This window comes from Serratia sp. K1WW1, from assembly GCF_055790865.1.
Genome location: NZ_CM147697.1, coordinates 3,973,370 through 3,990,557, shown reverse-complemented (window position 1 = coordinate 3,990,557; position 17,188 = coordinate 3,973,370). Strand labels below are relative to the sequence as shown.

14 protein-coding genes are annotated in these 17,188 nt (G+C 55.5%); 10 read left to right on the top strand and 4 right to left on the bottom strand.

Annotated features, from left to right (window positions below):
• Nucleotides 1-15: 15 nt before the first annotated feature.
• From gsiB to gsiD, 3 genes are all read left to right on the top strand, one after another.
• The gene (gene gsiB / locus ACX9GU_RS17995) at nucleotides 16-1,551 is read left to right on the top strand and encodes a glutathione ABC transporter substrate-binding protein GsiB (RefSeq protein ID WP_473192414.1); all 1,536 of its coding nucleotides are present in this window, start codon (nucleotides 16-18) and stop codon (nucleotides 1,549-1,551) included.
• Between the two features lie 165 nt (nucleotides 1,552-1,716).
• Nucleotides 1,717-2,637: a glutathione ABC transporter permease GsiC gene (gene gsiC, locus ACX9GU_RS17990; protein WP_473192413.1), complete on the top strand. Its 921-nt coding sequence runs from the start codon at nucleotides 1,717-1,719 to the stop codon at nucleotides 2,635-2,637.
• 12 nt (nucleotides 2,638-2,649) lie between these two features.
• Nucleotides 2,650-3,555, top strand: a complete 906-nt coding sequence (gsiD, locus tag ACX9GU_RS17985; protein ID WP_024485755.1) for a glutathione ABC transporter permease GsiD — start codon at nucleotides 2,650-2,652, stop codon at nucleotides 3,553-3,555.
• Nucleotides 3,556-3,984: 429 nt separating this feature from the next.
• Here the strand turns inward: gsiD and fghA are convergent, their stop codons facing one another.
• The 3 genes from fghA to ptrR are packed head-to-tail and all read right to left on the bottom strand — an operon-like array spanning nucleotide 3,985 to nucleotide 6,909.
• On the bottom strand, nucleotides 3,985-4,827 hold the full coding sequence (gene fghA / locus ACX9GU_RS17980) for an S-formylglutathione hydrolase (RefSeq protein WP_115159877.1): 843 nt from the start codon (nucleotides 4,825-4,827) through the stop codon (nucleotides 3,985-3,987).
• 15 nt (nucleotides 4,828-4,842) lie between these two features.
• Nucleotides 4,843-5,967, bottom strand: coding sequence for an S-(hydroxymethyl)glutathione dehydrogenase/class III alcohol dehydrogenase (locus tag ACX9GU_RS17975; RefSeq protein WP_024485753.1), 1,125 nt, complete (start codon nucleotides 5,965-5,967; stop codon nucleotides 4,843-4,845).
• 39 nt (nucleotides 5,968-6,006) lie between these two features.
• Nucleotides 6,007-6,909, bottom strand: a complete 903-nt coding sequence (ptrR, locus tag ACX9GU_RS17970; RefSeq protein ID WP_473192412.1) for a putrescine utilization regulator PtrR — start codon at nucleotides 6,907-6,909, stop codon at nucleotides 6,007-6,009.
• Between the two features lie 105 nt (nucleotides 6,910-7,014).
• On the opposite strand from ptrR, the gene ACX9GU_RS17965 reads away from it, so the two are divergent.
• From ACX9GU_RS17965 to mglC, 7 genes are all read left to right on the top strand, one after another.
• Nucleotides 7,015-8,172, top strand: coding sequence for a YbfB/YjiJ family MFS transporter (locus tag ACX9GU_RS17965; RefSeq protein WP_218519614.1), 1,158 nt, complete (start codon nucleotides 7,015-7,017; stop codon nucleotides 8,170-8,172).
• 273 nt (nucleotides 8,173-8,445) lie between these two features.
• Nucleotides 8,446-9,111, top strand: a complete 666-nt coding sequence (gene folE, locus ACX9GU_RS17960; protein WP_021180574.1) for a GTP cyclohydrolase I FolE — start codon at nucleotides 8,446-8,448, stop codon at nucleotides 9,109-9,111.
• A 645-nt stretch (nucleotides 9,112-9,756) separates the two neighbouring features.
• Nucleotides 9,757-10,938 (top strand): DUF418 domain-containing protein YeiB, encoded by a 1,182-nt coding sequence (gene yeiB, locus ACX9GU_RS17955; RefSeq protein ID WP_473192411.1) that lies wholly within the window; start codon nucleotides 9,757-9,759, stop codon nucleotides 10,936-10,938.
• Nucleotides 10,939-11,067: 129 nt separating this feature from the next.
• A complete protein-coding gene (galS, locus tag ACX9GU_RS17950; protein ID WP_021805063.1) occupies nucleotides 11,068-12,105 on the top strand; it encodes an HTH-type transcriptional regulator GalS in 1,038 nt (345 codons plus the stop codon).
• Between the two features lie 257 nt (nucleotides 12,106-12,362).
• Nucleotides 12,363-13,355, top strand: coding sequence for a galactose/glucose ABC transporter substrate-binding protein MglB (mglB, locus tag ACX9GU_RS17945; RefSeq protein WP_021180577.1), 993 nt, complete (start codon nucleotides 12,363-12,365; stop codon nucleotides 13,353-13,355).
• A gap of 127 nt (nucleotides 13,356-13,482) precedes the next feature.
• Complete coding sequence (gene mglA / locus ACX9GU_RS17940) at nucleotides 13,483-14,991, top strand: galactose/methyl galactoside ABC transporter ATP-binding protein MglA (protein ID WP_021180578.1); 1,509 nt, start codon at nucleotides 13,483-13,485, stop codon at nucleotides 14,989-14,991.
• A gap of 11 nt (nucleotides 14,992-15,002) precedes the next feature.
• On the top strand, nucleotides 15,003-16,013 hold the full coding sequence (mglC, locus tag ACX9GU_RS17935; RefSeq protein WP_021805061.1) for a galactose/methyl galactoside ABC transporter permease MglC: 1,011 nt from the start codon (nucleotides 15,003-15,005) through the stop codon (nucleotides 16,011-16,013).
• 302 nt (nucleotides 16,014-16,315) lie between these two features.
• Here mglC and sanA read toward each other — a convergent pair whose 3' ends face one another.
• Nucleotides 16,316-17,068 carry an outer membrane permeability protein SanA gene (sanA, locus tag ACX9GU_RS17930; RefSeq protein WP_473192410.1) on the bottom strand — a complete coding sequence of 251 codons (753 nt, stop codon included), beginning with the start codon at nucleotides 17,066-17,068 and terminating at the stop codon, nucleotides 16,316-16,318.
• Between the last annotated feature and the right edge of the window lie 120 nt (nucleotides 17,069-17,188).

The following is a 17,188-nucleotide window of genomic DNA, read 5'->3' as shown; positions in this document are numbered from 1 at the left end:
GGAGAGTTAAGCAATATGACTAAGCACACATTCAAGCGTAATGTTTTGGCCGCCGTACTGCTGGCTGCCGCTGCTGGCCCGGCTTGGGCTGCCAAGGATGCGGTGATTGCCGTAGCGTCCAACTTCACCACGCTCGACCCGTACGATGCCAACGACACCTTGTCGCAGGCGGTCGCCAAATCCTTCTATCAGGGGCTGTTTGGCTTTGATAAGGATATGAAGCTGGTGAACGTATTGGCGGACAGTTACGACGTCAGCAAAGACGGTCTGACCTACACCATCAAACTCCAGCCGGGGGTTAAATTCCACGACGGCAGCGCGTTCGATGCCGAAGCGGTCAAGGTTAACCTGGATCGCGCCAGTAACCCGGATAATCGCCTGAAACGCTACAACCTGTTCAAGATGATCGATAAGACCGAAGTAGTCGATCCCACCACGGTCAAGATCGTGCTGAAAGCGCCATTCTCGGCGTTTATCAACAACCTGGCGCACCCGGCGGCGGCGATGATTTCCCCGGCGGCCCTCAAGCAGTATGGCAAGGAGATTGGTTTCCATCCGGTGGGTACCGGCCCTTACCAGTTCGAAACCTGGAACCAGACCGACTATGTGAAAGTGAAGAAATTCGACGGCTACTGGAAAGCGGGCTTACCGAAGCTGGACAGCATCACCTGGCGGCCGGTAGTGGACAACAACACCCGTGCGGCGATGCTGCAAACCGGCGAAGCGACCTTTGCCTTCCCAATCCCTTATGAGCAAGCCAAGGTACTGGAGAAAAACAGCAAGCTGGATCTGGTGGCCGCGCCGTCGATCCTGCAACGCTACATCAGCATGAACGTGACGCAGAAACCGTTCGATAACCCGAAGGTGCGCCAGGCGCTGAACTATGCGATCAACAAGGACGCGCTGATTAAGGTGGCGTTCTCTGGGTTTGCCGTTCCGGCGCAAGGCCCGGTGCCTCCGGCCATTGATTTTGCCACCCTCTACAACGCTTGGCCATACGATCCGGCCAAGGCGCGTGAGCTGCTGAAAGAAGCGGGCTATCCGGACGGGTTTACTACCACATTGTGGTCTTCCCATAACCACAGCACCGCGCAGAAAGTGTTGCAGTTTGCTCAGCAGCAGCTGGCGCAGGTTGGGGTCAAAGTGACCGTCACCGCGATGGATGCGGGCCAGCGTGCGGCGCAAGTAGAGAGCGTAGGTGTGAAGGATACCGGTGTGCGCATGTTCTATACCGGCTGGTCTGCCTCAACTGGGGAAGCCGACTGGGCGCTGACGCCGCTGTTCGCCACCCAATCTGCACCGCCTAAGCAGTTCAATACCGCGTTCTACAGCAACCCGCAGGTGGACAAGGATCTGGCCGAAGCGTTGGCCACCACCGATCGTGACCAGAAGCAGGCGCTATACAAAGATGCCCAGGATCGCATTTGGGCCGATGCGCCATGGATTTTCCTGGTGACCGAGCGCCTGCTGTCTGCCAACAACAAACAGCTGAGCGGTTTCTACGTGATGCCGGACACCTCGTTTAACTTTGATAACGCGGATTTGAAATAAGCCCTCACCCCAACTCTCTCCCACAGGGAGAGGGAGCAGATGGGTGTTGTGAGCAGATACAGACGTTAATTTATGGCACCGTTCCGATGGTGAGGTTAACAACGGAACTTAATCAGTAGCACATTCTGTCCCCTCTCCCTGTGGGAGAGGGTTAGGGTGAGGGGAATGCTTAATTATTTTCTAAAACGTCTGCTGGGCCTGATCCCGACGCTGCTGATCGTGGCAGTGCTGGTGTTTTTGTTCGTCCATATGCTGCCGGGCGATCCGGCGCGGTTGGCCGCGGGGCCGGAGGCCGACGAAGCCGTCGTCCAGTTGGTGCGCCAGGATCTGGGGCTGGACAAGCCGTTGCCGCAGCAGTTTGTGCATTTCTTTGTCAATATTTTGCAGGGTGATTTCGGCACGTCGATGGTGTCCAAACGCCCGGTCAGTGAAGAGATCGCCTCGCGCTTTATGCCAACCTTCTGGCTGACCATCACCAGCATGGTATGGGCGGTGATTTTTGGCATGGCGATCGGCATGATTTCCGCCGTGTGGCGCAACCGCTGGCCGGACCGGCTGGGGATGACGCTGGCCGTCTCGGGCATCTCTTTCCCGGCCTTTGCGTTGGGGATGCTGCTGATGCAGGTGTTCTCGGTCAATCTCGGTTGGTTGCCGACGGTTGGAGCGCAAACCTGGCAGCATTACATCCTGCCTTCAATCACGCTTGGCGCTGCGGTAGCGGCGGTGATGGCACGCTTCACCCGCGCCTCGTTCGTTGAGGTGATGCAGGAAGATTACATGCGCACCGCCCGTGCCAAGGGCGTGCCGGAGTCACTGGTTGTCGTCAAACACGGGCTACGCAACGCCATGATCCCGGTTATCACCATGATGGGCCTACAGTTTGGTTTCCTGCTGGGCGGCTCGATCGTGGTCGAGAAGGTGTTTAACTGGCCGGGGTTGGGGCGCTTGCTGGTGGATTCGGTTGAAATGCGCGATTACCCGGTGATCCAGGCCGAAGTGCTGCTGTTCTCGCTGGAATTTATTCTGATTAATCTGTTGGTGGATATGCTGTATGCGGCAATCAACCCTTCGATTCGTTACCAATAGGCAGGCCGTATGATGAAGTATTGGCGGCGTAATGCCGCGCTCAAGGCAATGCCGGTGATTAATCCCAACGCGGTGCGTACGCCTTGGCATGAGTTCTGGCGGCGCTTTCGTCGCCAGCAGGTCGCGATGGTGGCTGGCGTGTTTGTGTTGCTGCTGGTGGCCGCTGCGCTGCTGGCACCGCATCTGGTGCCTTTTGATGCGGAAAACTTCTTTGATTACGATCGGCTCAATGAAGGGCCTTCGCTGGTGCACTGGCTCGGGGTGGATTCGCTGGGCCGGGATATTTTCAGCCGTATTCTGATGGGCGCGCGGATCTCTTTGGCCGCCGGGGTGTTCTCGGTTCTGGTTGGCAGCGTGATTGGCACGGTGCTCGGGCTCTTGGCGGGCTATTACGAAGGCTGGTGGGATCGCATCGTGATGCGTATCAGCGACGTGCTGTTTGCCTTCCCCGGCATTCTGCTGGCGATTGGCGTGGTGGCGATCATGGGCAGCGGCATGGCAAACGTGATTGTCGCCGTGGCCATCTTCAGCATTCCGGCGTTTGCACGCCTGGTGCGTGGCAATACTCTGGTGCTGAAGCACCTGACCTACATTGAATCGGCGCGTAGCATCGGGGCTTCGGACTGGACCATCATCCTGCGGCATATCTTGCCGGGCACCATCTCGTCGATCGTGGTCTATTTCACCATGCGTATCGGGACTTCAATCATTACCGCAGCCAGCCTGTCGTTCTTGGGTTTGGGGGCGCAGCCGCCAACGCCGGAATGGGGGGCGATGCTCAATGAAGCGCGAGCGGATATGGTGATTGCCCCGCATGTGGCGATTTTCCCCAGCCTGGCAATCTTTTTTACCGTGCTGGCGTTTAACCTATTGGGCGATGGGTTACGTGATGCGTTGGATCCGAAGCTGAAGGGGTAGCCCCTCACCCCAACCCTCTCCCACAGGGAGAGGGAGCTGAAAGTCCCTGCTCTTTTGGAAGTTAAAGAGGCTATCTCAGCAAATTCGATCACTCCTTCATCGAAGGCGCGTCACTGCATTTTCAAACTCACTCGATCGGTCCCCTTGAGGGGCGAGGGAGCTGCCCGGAGCCTTTGGTGGGATCGTTCTGCTTCGGTAAGTGTTTGGTAAGTAAAACGAAAGTCAGAGTATTACACAGAAAAAACAGCGAGCTCGATCGGTCCCCTTGAGGGGAAAGGTAGCTGCCCGGAGCCTTTGGTGGGATCGTTCTGCTTCGGTAAGTATGATGTGGTAAGTAAAACGAAAGTCAGAGTATTACACAAAAAAAACAGCGAGCTCGATCGGTCCCCTCTCCCTTGAGGGAGAGGGTTAGGGTGAGGGGGTTATCGACTATTTAAACAGATGCTCGGCATGAAAACGCAGATGATCTTCGATAAAGGTAGCGATGGTGAAGTAGCTGTGGTCGTAACCCGGCTGAATGCGCAGGGTTAACGGCCAGTCGCGCTGGCGTGCCAACTCCGCCAGCTTGGCCGGTTGCAGCTGATCTGCCAGAAACTGATCCCCATCTCCCTGATCGATCAACATCGGCAACGGTTCCGCCCCGCTGGCCAGCAAATGGCAACTGTCATATTGCAGCCACTGCGTTTCGTCATCCCCCAGATAGGCCGCAAAGGCTTTACGGCCCCAAGGCACCTGGCAAGGGTTGACGATCGGCGCAAAGGCCGATGCCGAACGAAAACGCTGCGGGTTACGCATTGCCATCATTAACGCCCCATGGCCGCCCATCGAGTGGCCCGCAATGGATTGCCGATCGCTGACGCTGAAATGCTGCCTAATCAGCGCTGGCAGTTCATCGCTAATGTAGTCATACATGCGAAAGTGTTGATCCCAAGGTGCCTGAGTGGCATTGAGGTAGAACCCCGCCCCCTGGCCCAGATCGTAACCTTCGTCATTTGGCACCTCATCGCCGCGCGGGCTGGTATCCGCCATCACCAGCACCAACCCTAATTCTGCGGCAACGCGCTGGGCACCGGCCTTCAACGTGAAGTTTTCATCATTGCAGGTCAGACCCGACAGCCAATACAGCACCGGCGGCGGGTTATCGTCGCGCGGTGGTGGCAGATAGATACTGAACGTCATGTTGCAATTCAGGCTCTGCGCCGCGTGACGGTAACGTTGTTGCCAACCACCGAACATGCGGTGCTCTTCGAGAAGTTCTAATGACATCGTCATCCTCTGCCTCCTGGCTTATTTATCGAAATGGATCACGGAACGGATCGATTTGCCTTCATGCATCAGATCGAACGCTTCGTTGATCTGCTCCAGCCCCATGGTATGAGTGATAAAGTCGTTCAGCGCGAATTCGCCGTCCAGATAACGCTGCACGATCCCCGGCAGTTGGCTGCGGCCTTTCACGCCACCAAAGGCGGAACCGCGCCAGACGCGGCCAGTCACCAGTTGGAATGGACGGGTCGCGATCTCTTCACCGGCACCGGCAACGCCGATAATGACCGACTCACCCCAGCCCTTGTGGCAGCACTCCAGCGCCGAACGCATCACGTTGACGTTGCCGATACATTCAAAGGAGAAGTCGACGCCGCCGTCGGTCAGCTCGACGATCACGTCCTGGATAGGTTTATCGTAATCTTTTGGATTGATCAGATCGGTCGCGCCCAGCTTGCGAGCCAGCTCGAACTTGCTGGTGTTGAGATCGATGCCGATGATGCGGCTGGCACCGGCCATCTGAGCGCCGATAATCGCCGACAGCCCGATGCCGCCCAGGCCGAAGATAGCCACGGTATCGCCAGCCTTGACCTTGGCGGTGTTGATCACCGCACCCATGCCGGTGGTGACGCCACAGCCAAGCAGACAAACTTCTTCCAACGGCGCTTCTTTGCTGATTTTTGCCAGTGAGATTTCTGGTACTACGGTGCGTTCAGCAAAGGTGGAGGTGCCCATGTAGTGGAAAATCGGCTTGCCGTCTTTAAAGAAACGGGTGGTGCCGTCTGGCATCAGACCCTTGCCCTGGGTGGCGCGGATGGCCTGACACAGGTTGGTTTTGCCGGATTTACAGAATTTGCACTCGCCGCATTCTGGGGTATACAGCGGGATCACGTGGTCGCCAACGGCCACGCTGGTCACGCCTTCACCAATAGCTTCGACTATGCCACCGCCTTCATGGCCCAAAATCGCCGGGAACACGCCTTCTGGATCCTTGCCTGACAGGGTATAGGCATCGGTATGGCAAACGCCGGTAGCGACGATGCGCACCAGTACTTCACCTTTCTGTGGCGGCATCAGATCGACTTCTTCAATCTTCAGCGGCTGGTTCGGTCCCCAAGCTACGGCAGCACGGGTTTTGATAAATTCCATGATTCTCTCCTCATTAAATTCTAGTGGTGCAGATTTTGGCTACTCTGTCAGGAGGATGGACGCGGCATCCACCTCCGAACTTTCAGCCTGTTCTATAATCAGTTGTTTTAACGCGCGGACGTTTGGCCCAAACGCATCACGCCGCCATAACAGCCAGGTGGCGGTTTCGGCAATGTCGGCTGGGAGTGCATGAACTTTGACCCGCTTGTAGCCGGGCAGCAGGTTGAGCACCGAATACGGGATCATCGCCAGCCCGGCACCGCTGGCCACGCAGGCCAGCATGGAGTGATAAGACTGGATCTCCATGATGGTGCCTGGCAATGAACCGTCACGCTTGAACCAGGACTCCAGGCGCAGGCGATAAGAGCAGCTGGCGCGGAAGGCAAACAGGGTTTCCCCTTTGACATCCTGGGCGCTGTGAATGGGCGGATGATCCAGGCAGGTGATCACCACCATACGTTCGGGGAAAGCAATGCAGCCGTTCAGTTCATCATGTTGCAACGGGCCATCTACCAAGGCGGCGGCCAGGGTTCCTGCGCGTACACGCTCGATGATTTCTCCTGAGGTGCCGGTAGCCAGCGAAAGGGAAACCTGCGGGAATCGCTGATGATAAGCTGCCAGCAAGGTAGGTAGCCGGGTGGCGGCGGTGCTTTCCATCGAGCCAAGCGCAAAGTTACCGGCCGGTTCCCCGGCATGGGTGATGCTCATGGCTTCTTCACTGAGCGCCAGAATGCGGTGGGCGTAGCAGAGAAAATTATGGCCCATCGGCGATAGGCGCAGACGCTGTTTCTCACGGATAAACAGATCGGTGCCCAGTTCCTGCTCGAGCTGACGCAGGCGCGTGGTCAGGTTTGACGGCACGCGGTGCAATTGCTCGGCGGCACGGGCGACGGAGCCGGTTTCGGCCACGCAGCAGAACATGCGCAGTTGGGTGAGATCCATAACCTTCTCTTTTCGTGATGAACTTGATGAGTATTATTCAGTTTTTGTGAGTGTAATACTGCGGCATGCTAGCCGCAACTTTCTTTTAACAGGTTGGATACAGCGATGGCGCTAAAAATAGCCTTGAGTGGTTTTATTGCTTTGATCGTGGCGATGGGGATTGGCCGGTTTGCCTTTACCCCGCAGGTGCCGTTGATGATTGCCGAGCACCAGTTCACCCTGACCGGGGCCGGGCTGGTGGCGGCGTTGAACTACCTGGGCTACCTGTGCGGTGCCTATGATGCGATGCGTGCCAGCCGCCATGTGGAGCGCCGTCTGTGGCTTGGCGTGTGGGGCGCGGTGGCGCTGACGCTGTTGTCTGCCTTGGTGTCGGGCGAGTGGCTGCATGGTGCAGTGCGCTTTGCGATTGGTTGGGCAAGCGGTTGGTCGATGGTGCTGGTGGCGGCCTGGACTAACGAGCGGTTGGCGCATTATGGCCGTCCCGCGTTGAGTGCTGCAGTCTTTGCCGGGCCTGGGGCCGGGATATTCATCAGCGGCATGCTGGCGGTGGCGATCAACAGCTGGGGCTTGAGCGCTTCGCAGGCCTGGCTGGTGTATGGTGCATTGGCGTTGGTGTTAATTGCCGCGATCAGCATTAACTTGCCAAGGGCAGGGGAGTTGCATCGCCCCGATGTGAAGCCTGAGCCGTTGGTGCTCACCCCGGCATTGAAGCGTTTGGTGTGGAGCTACAGCCTGGCGGGTTTTGGCTATATCCTGCCTGCGACCTTCCTGTCACAGATGGCGGCGGCCCGTTTCCCTGACAGCCTGTTCGCCCAGTTTGTCTGGCCGATTTTTGGCGGTGCGGCGGTGCTGGGGATTATCATCGGGATTGCAACCCGGCATCGGCTCACCACGCAGACCCGCTTGGCGATCACGCTGTGGGTACAGGCACTGGGCGTACTTTGTGCCGAAGTGGTGCCGGGCGTTACCGGCCTGGCATTAGGGGCCATGCTAACCGGCGGTGGGTTCCTCAGTGTGGTCCAGCTATCTATCCAGCACGGTAGGGAGTTGGCTCCGAATCACGCACGCTATATGGCCGGGCTGTTGACCACGGGTTATGCCATCGGTCAGTTGGTGGGCCCGATGCTCTCGGCGGTTTCAACGGCGCTGACGCATCGCCTGGAACCCGCGCTGTATGTAGCGGTGCTGGGGCTGCTGATCGCCGGTGTGCTGGTGATCAATACCCCGGCGCGGGCCACGGCCAGCAAGCCAACGTTATCTTGAGTAAAATACATACAAAAAATGTGGGATAGCCGCAGCCAGCCTGCTAAGGGCTGGATGCGGATTTTTCATACTGGGATGAAACACAATCACTGGATAAACGTCTCACTCTCATCTAGAGTGGGGGAAAATATTGATCGGGTTCACGTTATCTATCCGTCGTCTTTCAAGCTGCAGTTAGCTCTTTCCCTGGATTTGTAGGGGCGAGCAACCAGCCGCTGCAATTTGCAAGACCACGGGGATATTGCCGGGGCCGCCTGCTGGAGACACATCGCCATGACATCGTTAAGTAATGAAGCTGCACTGGTGCACGCGGCGCTTGAAGCGCGCGGCCTGGAAACCCCGTTATGTGGGGAAGTGTTGGATCGTGAGACGCGCAAGCGCCGTATCAAAGAGCACATGACGGAAATCATGCAGCTGTTGAACCTCGATCTGTCCGACGACAGCCTGGCAGAAACGCCACACCGTATTGCGAAAATGTATGTCGATGAGATCTTCTCCGGTCTGGATTACGCCAACTTCCCGAAGATCACCGTCATCGAAAACAAGATGAAAGTGGACGAAATGGTGACGGTGCGTGATATCACCTTAACCAGCACCTGCGAACATCACTTTGTCACCATCGATGGTAAAGCCACCGTGGCGTATATTCCCAAAGACTCGGTGATTGGCCTGTCGAAAATCAACCGCATCGTGCAGTTCTTTGCCCGCCGCCCACAGGTACAGGAGCGGCTGACTCAGCAGATCCTGGTGGCGTTGCAAACGCTGTTAGGCACCAACAACGTGGCGGTATCGATCGATGCGGTGCATTACTGCGTTAAAGCTCGTGGTATTCGTGACGCTACCAGTGCTACCACCACCACGTCGCTGGGCGGGCTGTTCAAGTCCAGCCAGAATACGCGTCAGGAATTCCTGCGTGCGGTGCGTCATCATCACGGTTGATAGCGTCCCCTCACCCCAACCCTCTCCCACAGGGAGAGGGAGCTGATAGTCTCTGCTCTTTGGAAGCAAAAGGATCATATCAGCAAATGAATACGAGGCTGCTGCTTAATGGGTCTATCCCACAGGGAGAGTGAGCTGTCCGGCGTTTTGGTTGAGGCTGTGCTGCTTCGGAATAGTATTACGTAGAAAAATCAGCGAACCCGACCGATCTCCCACAGGGAGAGGGAGCTGATAGTCTCTGCTCTTTTGGAAGCAAAAGGATCATATCAGCAAATGAATACGAGGCTGCTGCTTAATGGGTCTATCCCACAGGGAGAGGGAGCTGTCCGGCGTTTTGGTTGAGGCTGTGCTGCTTCGGAATGTGAAGATGGGTAGAGTATTAGGTAGAAAAATCAGCGAACCCGACCGATCTCTCACAGGGAGAGGGAGCTGATAGTCTCTGCTCTTTGGAAGCAAAAGGATCATATCAGCAAATGAATACGAGGCTGCTGCTTAATGGGGTGTCTACTTTTACTAGACTAGAATACAAACTCAATCAACCTCCTCATCGCAAGTGAATCACTATAATTTCAAGCACACTCGATCGGTCCCCTCTCCCTGTGGGAGAGGGTTAGGGTGAGGGGGCCTGAACCACCGCGGGACAAAATGAACGCAAATCCCATTCCACCGCTACCACGCATTGCTACGCTGGACTGCGTACGCGGTATCGCCATCCTTGGCATTCTGCTGCTGAATATCAGCGCGTTTGGCCTGCCGAAAGCCGCCTATCTCAACCCCGCCTATCTGGGTATGCCCTCCACACGCGATGTCTGGACCTGGGCACTGTTGGATCTGTTCGCTCAGGTCAAGTTCCTGGCCATGTTCGCGCTGCTGTTTGGTGCCGGTCTGCAACTGCTATTACGGCGGGGCAAAGTCTGGATCCGTGCCCGGTTGTCCTGGTTGGTACTGATTGGCCTGGGGCACGCCATTTTCTTATGGGATGGGGACATCCTGCTGGCCTACGGGCTGATCGGCCTGGTGTGCTGGAGGATGATCCGTGACGCGCAGAATACCTTCACCCTGTTGAAAACGGGGGCGGTGCTGTATCTGATAGGCGTGGCGGTGTTGCTGCTGCTAGGGTTTATCTCTCACGGTGAGCCGGGCAGTTTCTGGCAGCCGAGCGTGGCCGAATTGCAGTATGAGAAGTTCTGGAAGCTGCAAGGCGGGCCGGAAGCCTGGCGCAGCCGTCTGGATCTGCTCTCTTCCAGCCTGATAGCCATCGGTGCGCAGTATGGCTGGCAATTGGCCGGGCTGATGCTGTTTGGTGCAGGCATGATGCGCAGCGGTTGGCTGCGTAACAGCTATTCACCTGCTTACTACCGCCGCCAGGCCGCCTGGCTGATACCGCTTTCATTGCTGATCCAGTTGCCCTGTGTGCTGCTGCAGTGGCAGCTGAATTGGGATTATCGCTGGAGTGGCTTTCTGCTGCAGGTGCCGCGTGAGTTGGGTTCGCCGCTGCAGGCCATTGGCTACCTGGCTCTGGTCTACGGTTTTTGGCCAACGCTTTCCCGCCTGCGTATCAGCCACTGGTTAACCCAGGTTGGGCGGATGGCGCTAAGTAATTACCTGCTACAAACCCTGATTTGCAGCACGCTGTTCTTTCGTTTTGGCCTCTATCAACAGCTCGACCGTTTGCAGCTATTGGCGGTCGTTCCCCTGGTGTGGCTGGCCAACCTGCTGTTTTCCACCCTGTGGCTGCGTTACTTCGCGCAGGGCCCGATGGAATGGCTATGGCGCAAGCTGACTTACCTTGCTGCGGGCGAAAGTCTACGTCAGCCGACAAAATGAGATCTGGCGCAGGTAGGTTAAAAAATTGTATGTAAACGTTTTCTTTCCTGTGACGTAATTCACGCTGAGGAGGATGACAAACGGGGTAGGATAGCGCCACTGTCTACTCTGTCGACCTCGGGACGTTTCATGAATTCTGTGCATTCAACCACCATTCGCGATGTGGCGAAGCGTGCGGGTGTGTCCGTCGCTACCGTCTCGCGAGTGCTGAACAACAGTGCCCTGACCAGCAAAGAGACCCGCGAGCAGGTGCTGAAGGCCGTGGCGGAACTGGGTTATCGGCCAAACGCCAACGCGCAGGCATTGGCTACCCAGAGCAGTGAAACGCTGGGCGTGGTGGTGATGGATGTCTCCGATCCGTTCTTCGGCGCGTTAGTGAAAGCGGTAGACACGGTGGCGCAGCAAAACCACAAATATCTGCTGATCGGCAACAGTTACCATCAGGCGGACAAAGAGCGCCATGCCATCGAAGTGTTGATCCGTCAACGCTGCAATGCCTTGATTGTTCATGCAAAAGCGTTAGGTGACGCGGAACTGATCGCCTTTATGGATCAGATCCCGGGCATGGTGTTAATTAACAGAATTGTAACGGGCTATGAGCACCGCTGCGTTGGCCTGAACAATGTGTTTGGCGCTGAAGTTGCCATGCGCTTGCTGCTCTCGCAGGGGCATCAGCGGATCGGTTATCTGGGCTCCGATCACCCCATCGAAGACGGCCCGCTGCGCCAGCAAGGTTATAGCCAGGCGATGGCCGCGGCCGGTTTTTCCCCACCGGATAGCTGGCGGGCTTACGGCTCACCGGATCTGCAAGGCGGTGAAGCGGCAATGGTTGAACTACTGGGCCGCAACCTGCACCTGAGCGCCGTATTCGCCTATAACGACGCCATGGCAGCCGGTGCGATGGCGGTGCTGAAAGAAAACGGTATCACAGTGCCGCAGCATTTCTCGCTGGTGGGGTTTGATGATATCCCCATTGCCCGCTATACCAGCCCCAAGCTGACCACCATCCGTTATCCGATCGTTTCAATGGCCACCCTGGCTACCGAGCTGGCGCTGAAGGGCGCTGCCGGGCAGCTTGAACCTCAGGCTTCACACCTGTTTATGCCGACGCTGGTACGCCGCCATTCTGTAGCACCGTGGCAAAGTGAGGCTTCGGTCACTCTCTGAACATTTAATATTGTGTAACCGTTTTCAATCTGTGAGAAAATTCACAGATTATTAACATAGTGCCGTCTATGCTCTAGTCGTTTTCCAGCGCAAAGGCTCTTGCCAGCCAAGCTTTTAATCTGGCGCTGACACAGCATCACAGGAATAACAAGCAACACGGATGACAGAAATTCATTTGAAACTGCCACGCCCAACTGTGTGCATTGTGGCTAAAGGCTTAATACCGAGTACGACCCTCTACAAACCGGAGACAGACAATGAATAAGAAGGTTTTCACCCTGGCCGCGCTGGCCGCAAGCATGATGTTTGGCGCAGCTGCGCATGCTGATACCCGCATTGGCGTCACGATTTACAAATATGACGACAACTTTATGTCGGTGGTGCGTAAGGCGATCGAGAAAGATGCCAAGGCTTCTCCGGATGTCACGCTGCTGATGAATGACTCGCAGAATGACCAGTCCAAGCAGAATGACCAGATCGACGTGCTGATTGCCAAAGGCGTAAAAGCGCTGGCGATCAACCTGGTGGACCCTGCCGCCGCTCCGGTGGTGATTGACAAGGCACGTGCCAACGATATCCCGGTGGTGTTCTACAACAAAGAGCCTTCCCGCAAGGCGTTGGATAGCTACGACAAAGCCTATTACGTTGGTACCGACTCTAAAGAGTCTGGCGTGATCCAGGGTGAACTGATTGCCAAACACTGGAAAGCCAACCCAGCCTGGGATCTGAACAAAGACGGTCAGATCCAATATGTGCTGTTGAAAGGCGAGCCAGGCCATCCGGATGCAGAAGCGCGTACCACCTACGTGATCAAAACGCTGAATGAAAAAGGCGATAAGACTCAGCAGCTGCAGATGGACACCGCGATGTGGGATACCGCTCAGGCTAAAGACAAGATGGACGCCTGGCTGTCTGGCCCTAACGCCAACAAGATCGAAGTGGTAATCGCTAACAACGATGCGATGGCCATGGGGGCGGTTGAAGCCCTGAAAGCTCACAACAAGAGCAGCATTCCGGTCTTTGGTGTCGATGCCCTGCCAGAAGCACTGGCAATGGTGAAATCCGGGGCGATGGCCGGTACCGTGCTGAACGATGCCGACAATCAGGCAAAGGCGACCTTCGATCTGGCGAAGAACCTGGCCGCGGGCAAACCTGCTGCTGACGGCACCCAATGGAAGATCGTCGATAAAATCGTGCGTATTCCTTACGTGGGTGTAGATAAAGATAACCTGTCTCAGTTTGTGAAATAAACCGAGATAGAGAGAAATGCCCCCGCCGGTATTTAGGCGGGGGAACTTATTAGAAGAACCCGTTAATTCTCCACTGCTGCAAGCCAGCTTGGGAGAGTGCTGGTTCCAGAATTAGCCAGGACTATTTATGGCCGAAAACTCTCGTGAGTGGCTACTGGAAATGACGGATATCAGTAAGTCGTTTCCCGGCGTAAAGGCATTAGACAAAGTGAATTTACGCGTACGTCCAAACTCCATTCATGCACTAATGGGGGAGAACGGCGCCGGAAAATCCACCTTATTAAAATGCCTGTTTGGCATTTATAAAAAAGACTCCGGCAGTATTCTGTTTCAGGGGCAGGAAGTCGATTTCAAAAGTTCCAAAGAGGCGTTGGAGCAGGGCGTTTCGATGGTGCATCAAGAACTGAACCTGGTGTTGCAGCGTACCGTGATGGACAACATGTGGCTGGGGCGTTACCCGACCAAAGGGCTGTTTGTCGATCAGGACAAGATGTACAAAGACACCAAGGAAATTTTCGACGAACTGGATATTGATATCGATCCCCGCGCCAAAGTCGGCACGCTGTCGGTATCCCAGATGCAGATGATCGAAATTGCCAAGGCGTTCTCCTACAACGCTAAAATTGTGATTATGGATGAGCCAACCTCTTCTCTGACCGAGAAGGAGGTGAATCATCTGTTCACCATTATCCGTAAGCTGAAGGAGCGTGGCTGCGGCATCGTGTATATCTCGCACAAGATGGAAGAGATCTTCCAGCTATGCGATGAAATCACCATTCTGCGCGACGGCCAATGGATCGCCACCCAGCCGCTGGAAGGGCTGGATATGGACAAGATTATCTCTATGATGGTTGGGCGTTCGCTGAGCCAGCGTTTCCCCGATCGTCAGAATACGCCGGGTGAGGTGATTTTAGAGGTGAAAGGCCTGACCTCTTTGCGCCAGCCTTCGATCCGCGATATCTCCTTTGACCTGCATCAGGGGGAGATCCTGGGCATTGCCGGGCTGGTGGGCGCCAAGCGCACCGACATTGTGGAAACTCTGTTTGGCATCCGCGAGAAGGTGGCCGGCACCATCAAGCTGCACGGTAAAAATATCAACAATAACAGTGCTAACGAAGCCATCAACCACGGTTTTGCCCTGGTGACGGAAGAGCGTCGTTCCACCGGTATTTATGCTTACCTGAATATTGGCTTTAACTCGTTGATTGCCAATATTCGCCAATACAAAAACAAGATGGGCCTGCTGGATAATAACCGGATGAAAAGCGACACCCAATGGGTGATCGATGCCATGCGGGTGAAAACGCCGGGCCACCATACCAATATCGGTTCGCTTTCCGGCGGTAATCAGCAAAAGGTGATCATTGGCCGCTGGCTACTGACACAGCCGGAAATCCTGATGATGGATGAGCCAACGCGCGGTATCGACGTGGGGGCCAAGTTTGAAATTTACCAGTTAATGACCGAGTTGGCGAAGAAGGGCAAGGGGATCATTATAATCTCTTCCGAAATGCCGGAGCTTTTGGGAATTACCGACAGAATATTGGTGATGAGTAATGGTCAGGTTGCGGGCATTGTGAATACCAAACAGACCTCGCAAAATGAAATATTGCGGCTAGCCTCCTTGCATCTTTAAGGATCGTAATTATGAGCGCACTGAATAAAAAAACCTTGTTCACCTATTTTAAAGAGGGTGGCATTTATCTGGTCCTGTTGGTGTTACTGGCGATTATTATTATCCAGGACCCAACCTTTTTAAGCCTGATGAACCTGAGTAATATCCTGACCCAATCCTCGGTGCGTATTATCATTGCGCTGGGCGTGGCCGGGCTGATCGTTACGCAGGGGACAGACCTTTCCGCCGGGCGTCAGGTAGGGTTGGCAGCGGTAATTGCCGCGACCCTGCTGCAATCGATGGATAACGTCAACAAAGTGTTCCCGCATATGGAAACCTGGTCGATCCCGCTGGTGATCTTGCTGGTTTGCGCCGTTGGCGCGGTGATTGGCCTGGTCAACGGCTTGATTATTGCCTATCTCAACGTGACGCCGTTTATCACCACGTTGGGTACCATGATCATCGTTTATGGGATTAACTCCCTGTATTACGATTACGTGGGGGCTTCACCGGTGGCCGGTTTCGATCCGAAATTCTCCACCTTTGCCCAAGGGTTCTTGCGATTCGGTGACTTCAAGCTGTCATATATCACCTTCTACGCCATTATTGCGATCGCCTTTGTCTGGGTGCTGTGGAATAAAACCCGCTTCGGCAAGAATATCTTCGCCATCGGTGGTAACCCGGAAGCGGCGAAAGTCTCTGGCGTCAACGTCCCGCTGAACCTGATCATGATTTATGCGCTGTCCGGGGTGTTCTATGCCTTTGGCGGTTTACTGGAAGCGGGCCGTATCGGTAGCGCCACCAACAACCTCGGCTTTATGTATGAACTGGATGCTATCGCGGCCTGTGTGGTCGGTGGAGTGTCGTTCGCCGGTGGGGTAGGTACGGTGCTGGGCGTGGTGACTGGGGTGATCATCTTTACCGTCATCAACTACGGCCTGACCTATATAGGCGTGAACCCTTACTGGCAGTACATCATCAAGGGTAGCATTATCATCTTCGCGGTAGCGCTGGACTCCCTGAAGTACGCCAAGAAAAAATAAGTCTGTTTTGCGCTTTACGATAACGGCCAGCATCTGCTGGCCGTTTTGCTTTTGCTATGTAACACGGCAGATATGCCATCTTACTGTTATTCCATTCGTCGCTGTTCCCCCTCACCCCAACCCTCTCCCCAAAAAGGAGAGGGGGCAGAACGGAGCTGCGTTCAGGGACAGGAGTTTATTTGTGGCCATGACGCATTCGGTGTTGTGGTCAGACGCAGGAGTTAATCTGTGGCACGTACGGTCCCCTCTCCCTGTGGGAGAGGGCTAGGGTGAGGGGCAATCGCTTAAGCGTGAGGTGAAACTCAGCTCTTCTTCTGCTGCTGAGCCTTAACCTTTTCTGCCGCCAGCTTGTGCTCCAGCTCTACCAACTGCTCCGGCGACACCGCCGGATAACCCGGTGCATCTTCCGGCACCTTGTGCATCGCAGATATCGGGATTAATGGGCCAAGGAAGCGGGGCTCACGCTTGAGGATATACAGATCGGTCAAGGCTCCCAGGCGGGCAAAGATCTCGCGCACGCGCACCGTCATCATATTTTTTGGCGAAGGTACCGCATAGCATTGCGCCTGGATGCCCATATGCAGGGCGATAAACAGGGCGCGCTCGCAGTGGAATCGCTGGGTGATGATGATGAAGTCGTTGGTATCGAACACCTTGCGCGTACGGACAATGGAGTCGAGGGTACGGAAACCGGCATAGTCGAGCACGATATCGCTAGGCGCAACGCCAGCGGCCAGCAGATCGCGGCGCATGGTCATCGGTTCGTTGTAGCTTTGCTGGGCATTATCGCCGCTCAGCAGCAGGTACTTCACCTTGCCGCTGTTATAGACGTTGATCGCCCCTTGAATACGGTAGCGGTAATATTGGTTAAGCACTCCGGTACGGTAATATTTGGAGGTGCCAAGCACCACCCCCACCTGACGGTGTGGTAGCGTTTGCATTTCTTCGTAAATGTAAGGCGCGGTTTTCCAGCTTATCCAGCGATCGAGCGCGATAGCCGACAGCATCAGCACCGAAATGATGATGAACAGGCTGATTATCAGGCGTTTCCACATGTTGATGCCTTGCGCGAACGAGGGCTAAAGTAAGACTCAAGGCTACTTTACCTGCCCGGCAGACGCAAGCAATGAGCCGTTTACCGCAGTGGTTACGCTGTATTTTTCAGCATATTCCTG

Bases quoted from the DNA above. Each gene is read 5' to 3' on its own strand.
- galS (WP_021805063.1), top strand. From the start codon at position 11,068: ATGAATTCTGTGCATTCAACCACCATTCGCGATGTGGCGAAGCGTGCG.
- gsiB (WP_473192414.1), top strand. From the start codon at position 16: ATGACTAAGCACACATTCAAGCGTAATGTTTTGGCCGCCGTACTGCTG.
- ptrR (WP_473192412.1), bottom strand. From the start codon at position 6,909: ATGGATCTCACCCAACTGCGCATGTTCTGCTGCGTGGCCGAAACCGGC.
- ACX9GU_RS17965 (WP_218519614.1), top strand. From the start codon at position 7,015: ATGGCGCTAAAAATAGCCTTGAGTGGTTTTATTGCTTTGATCGTGGCG.
- fghA (WP_115159877.1), bottom strand. From the start codon at position 4,827: ATGACGATGTCATTAGAACTTCTCGAAGAGCACCGCATGTTCGGTGGT.
- gsiD (WP_024485755.1), top strand. From the start codon at position 2,650: ATGAAGTATTGGCGGCGTAATGCCGCGCTCAAGGCAATGCCGGTGATT.
- mglB (WP_021180577.1), top strand. From the start codon at position 12,363: ATGAATAAGAAGGTTTTCACCCTGGCCGCGCTGGCCGCAAGCATGATG.
- mglA (WP_021180578.1), top strand. From the start codon at position 13,483: ATGGCCGAAAACTCTCGTGAGTGGCTACTGGAAATGACGGATATCAGT.
- ACX9GU_RS17975 (WP_024485753.1), bottom strand. From the start codon at position 5,967: ATGGAATTTATCAAAACCCGTGCTGCCGTAGCTTGGGGACCGAACCAG.
- folE (WP_021180574.1), top strand. From the start codon at position 8,446: ATGACATCGTTAAGTAATGAAGCTGCACTGGTGCACGCGGCGCTTGAA.
- sanA (WP_473192410.1), bottom strand. From the start codon at position 17,068: ATGTGGAAACGCCTGATAATCAGCCTGTTCATCATCATTTCGGTGCTG.
- mglC (WP_021805061.1), top strand. From the start codon at position 15,003: ATGAGCGCACTGAATAAAAAAACCTTGTTCACCTATTTTAAAGAGGGT.
- yeiB (WP_473192411.1), top strand. From the start codon at position 9,757: ATGAACGCAAATCCCATTCCACCGCTACCACGCATTGCTACGCTGGAC.
- gsiC (WP_473192413.1), top strand. From the start codon at position 1,717: ATGCTTAATTATTTTCTAAAACGTCTGCTGGGCCTGATCCCGACGCTG.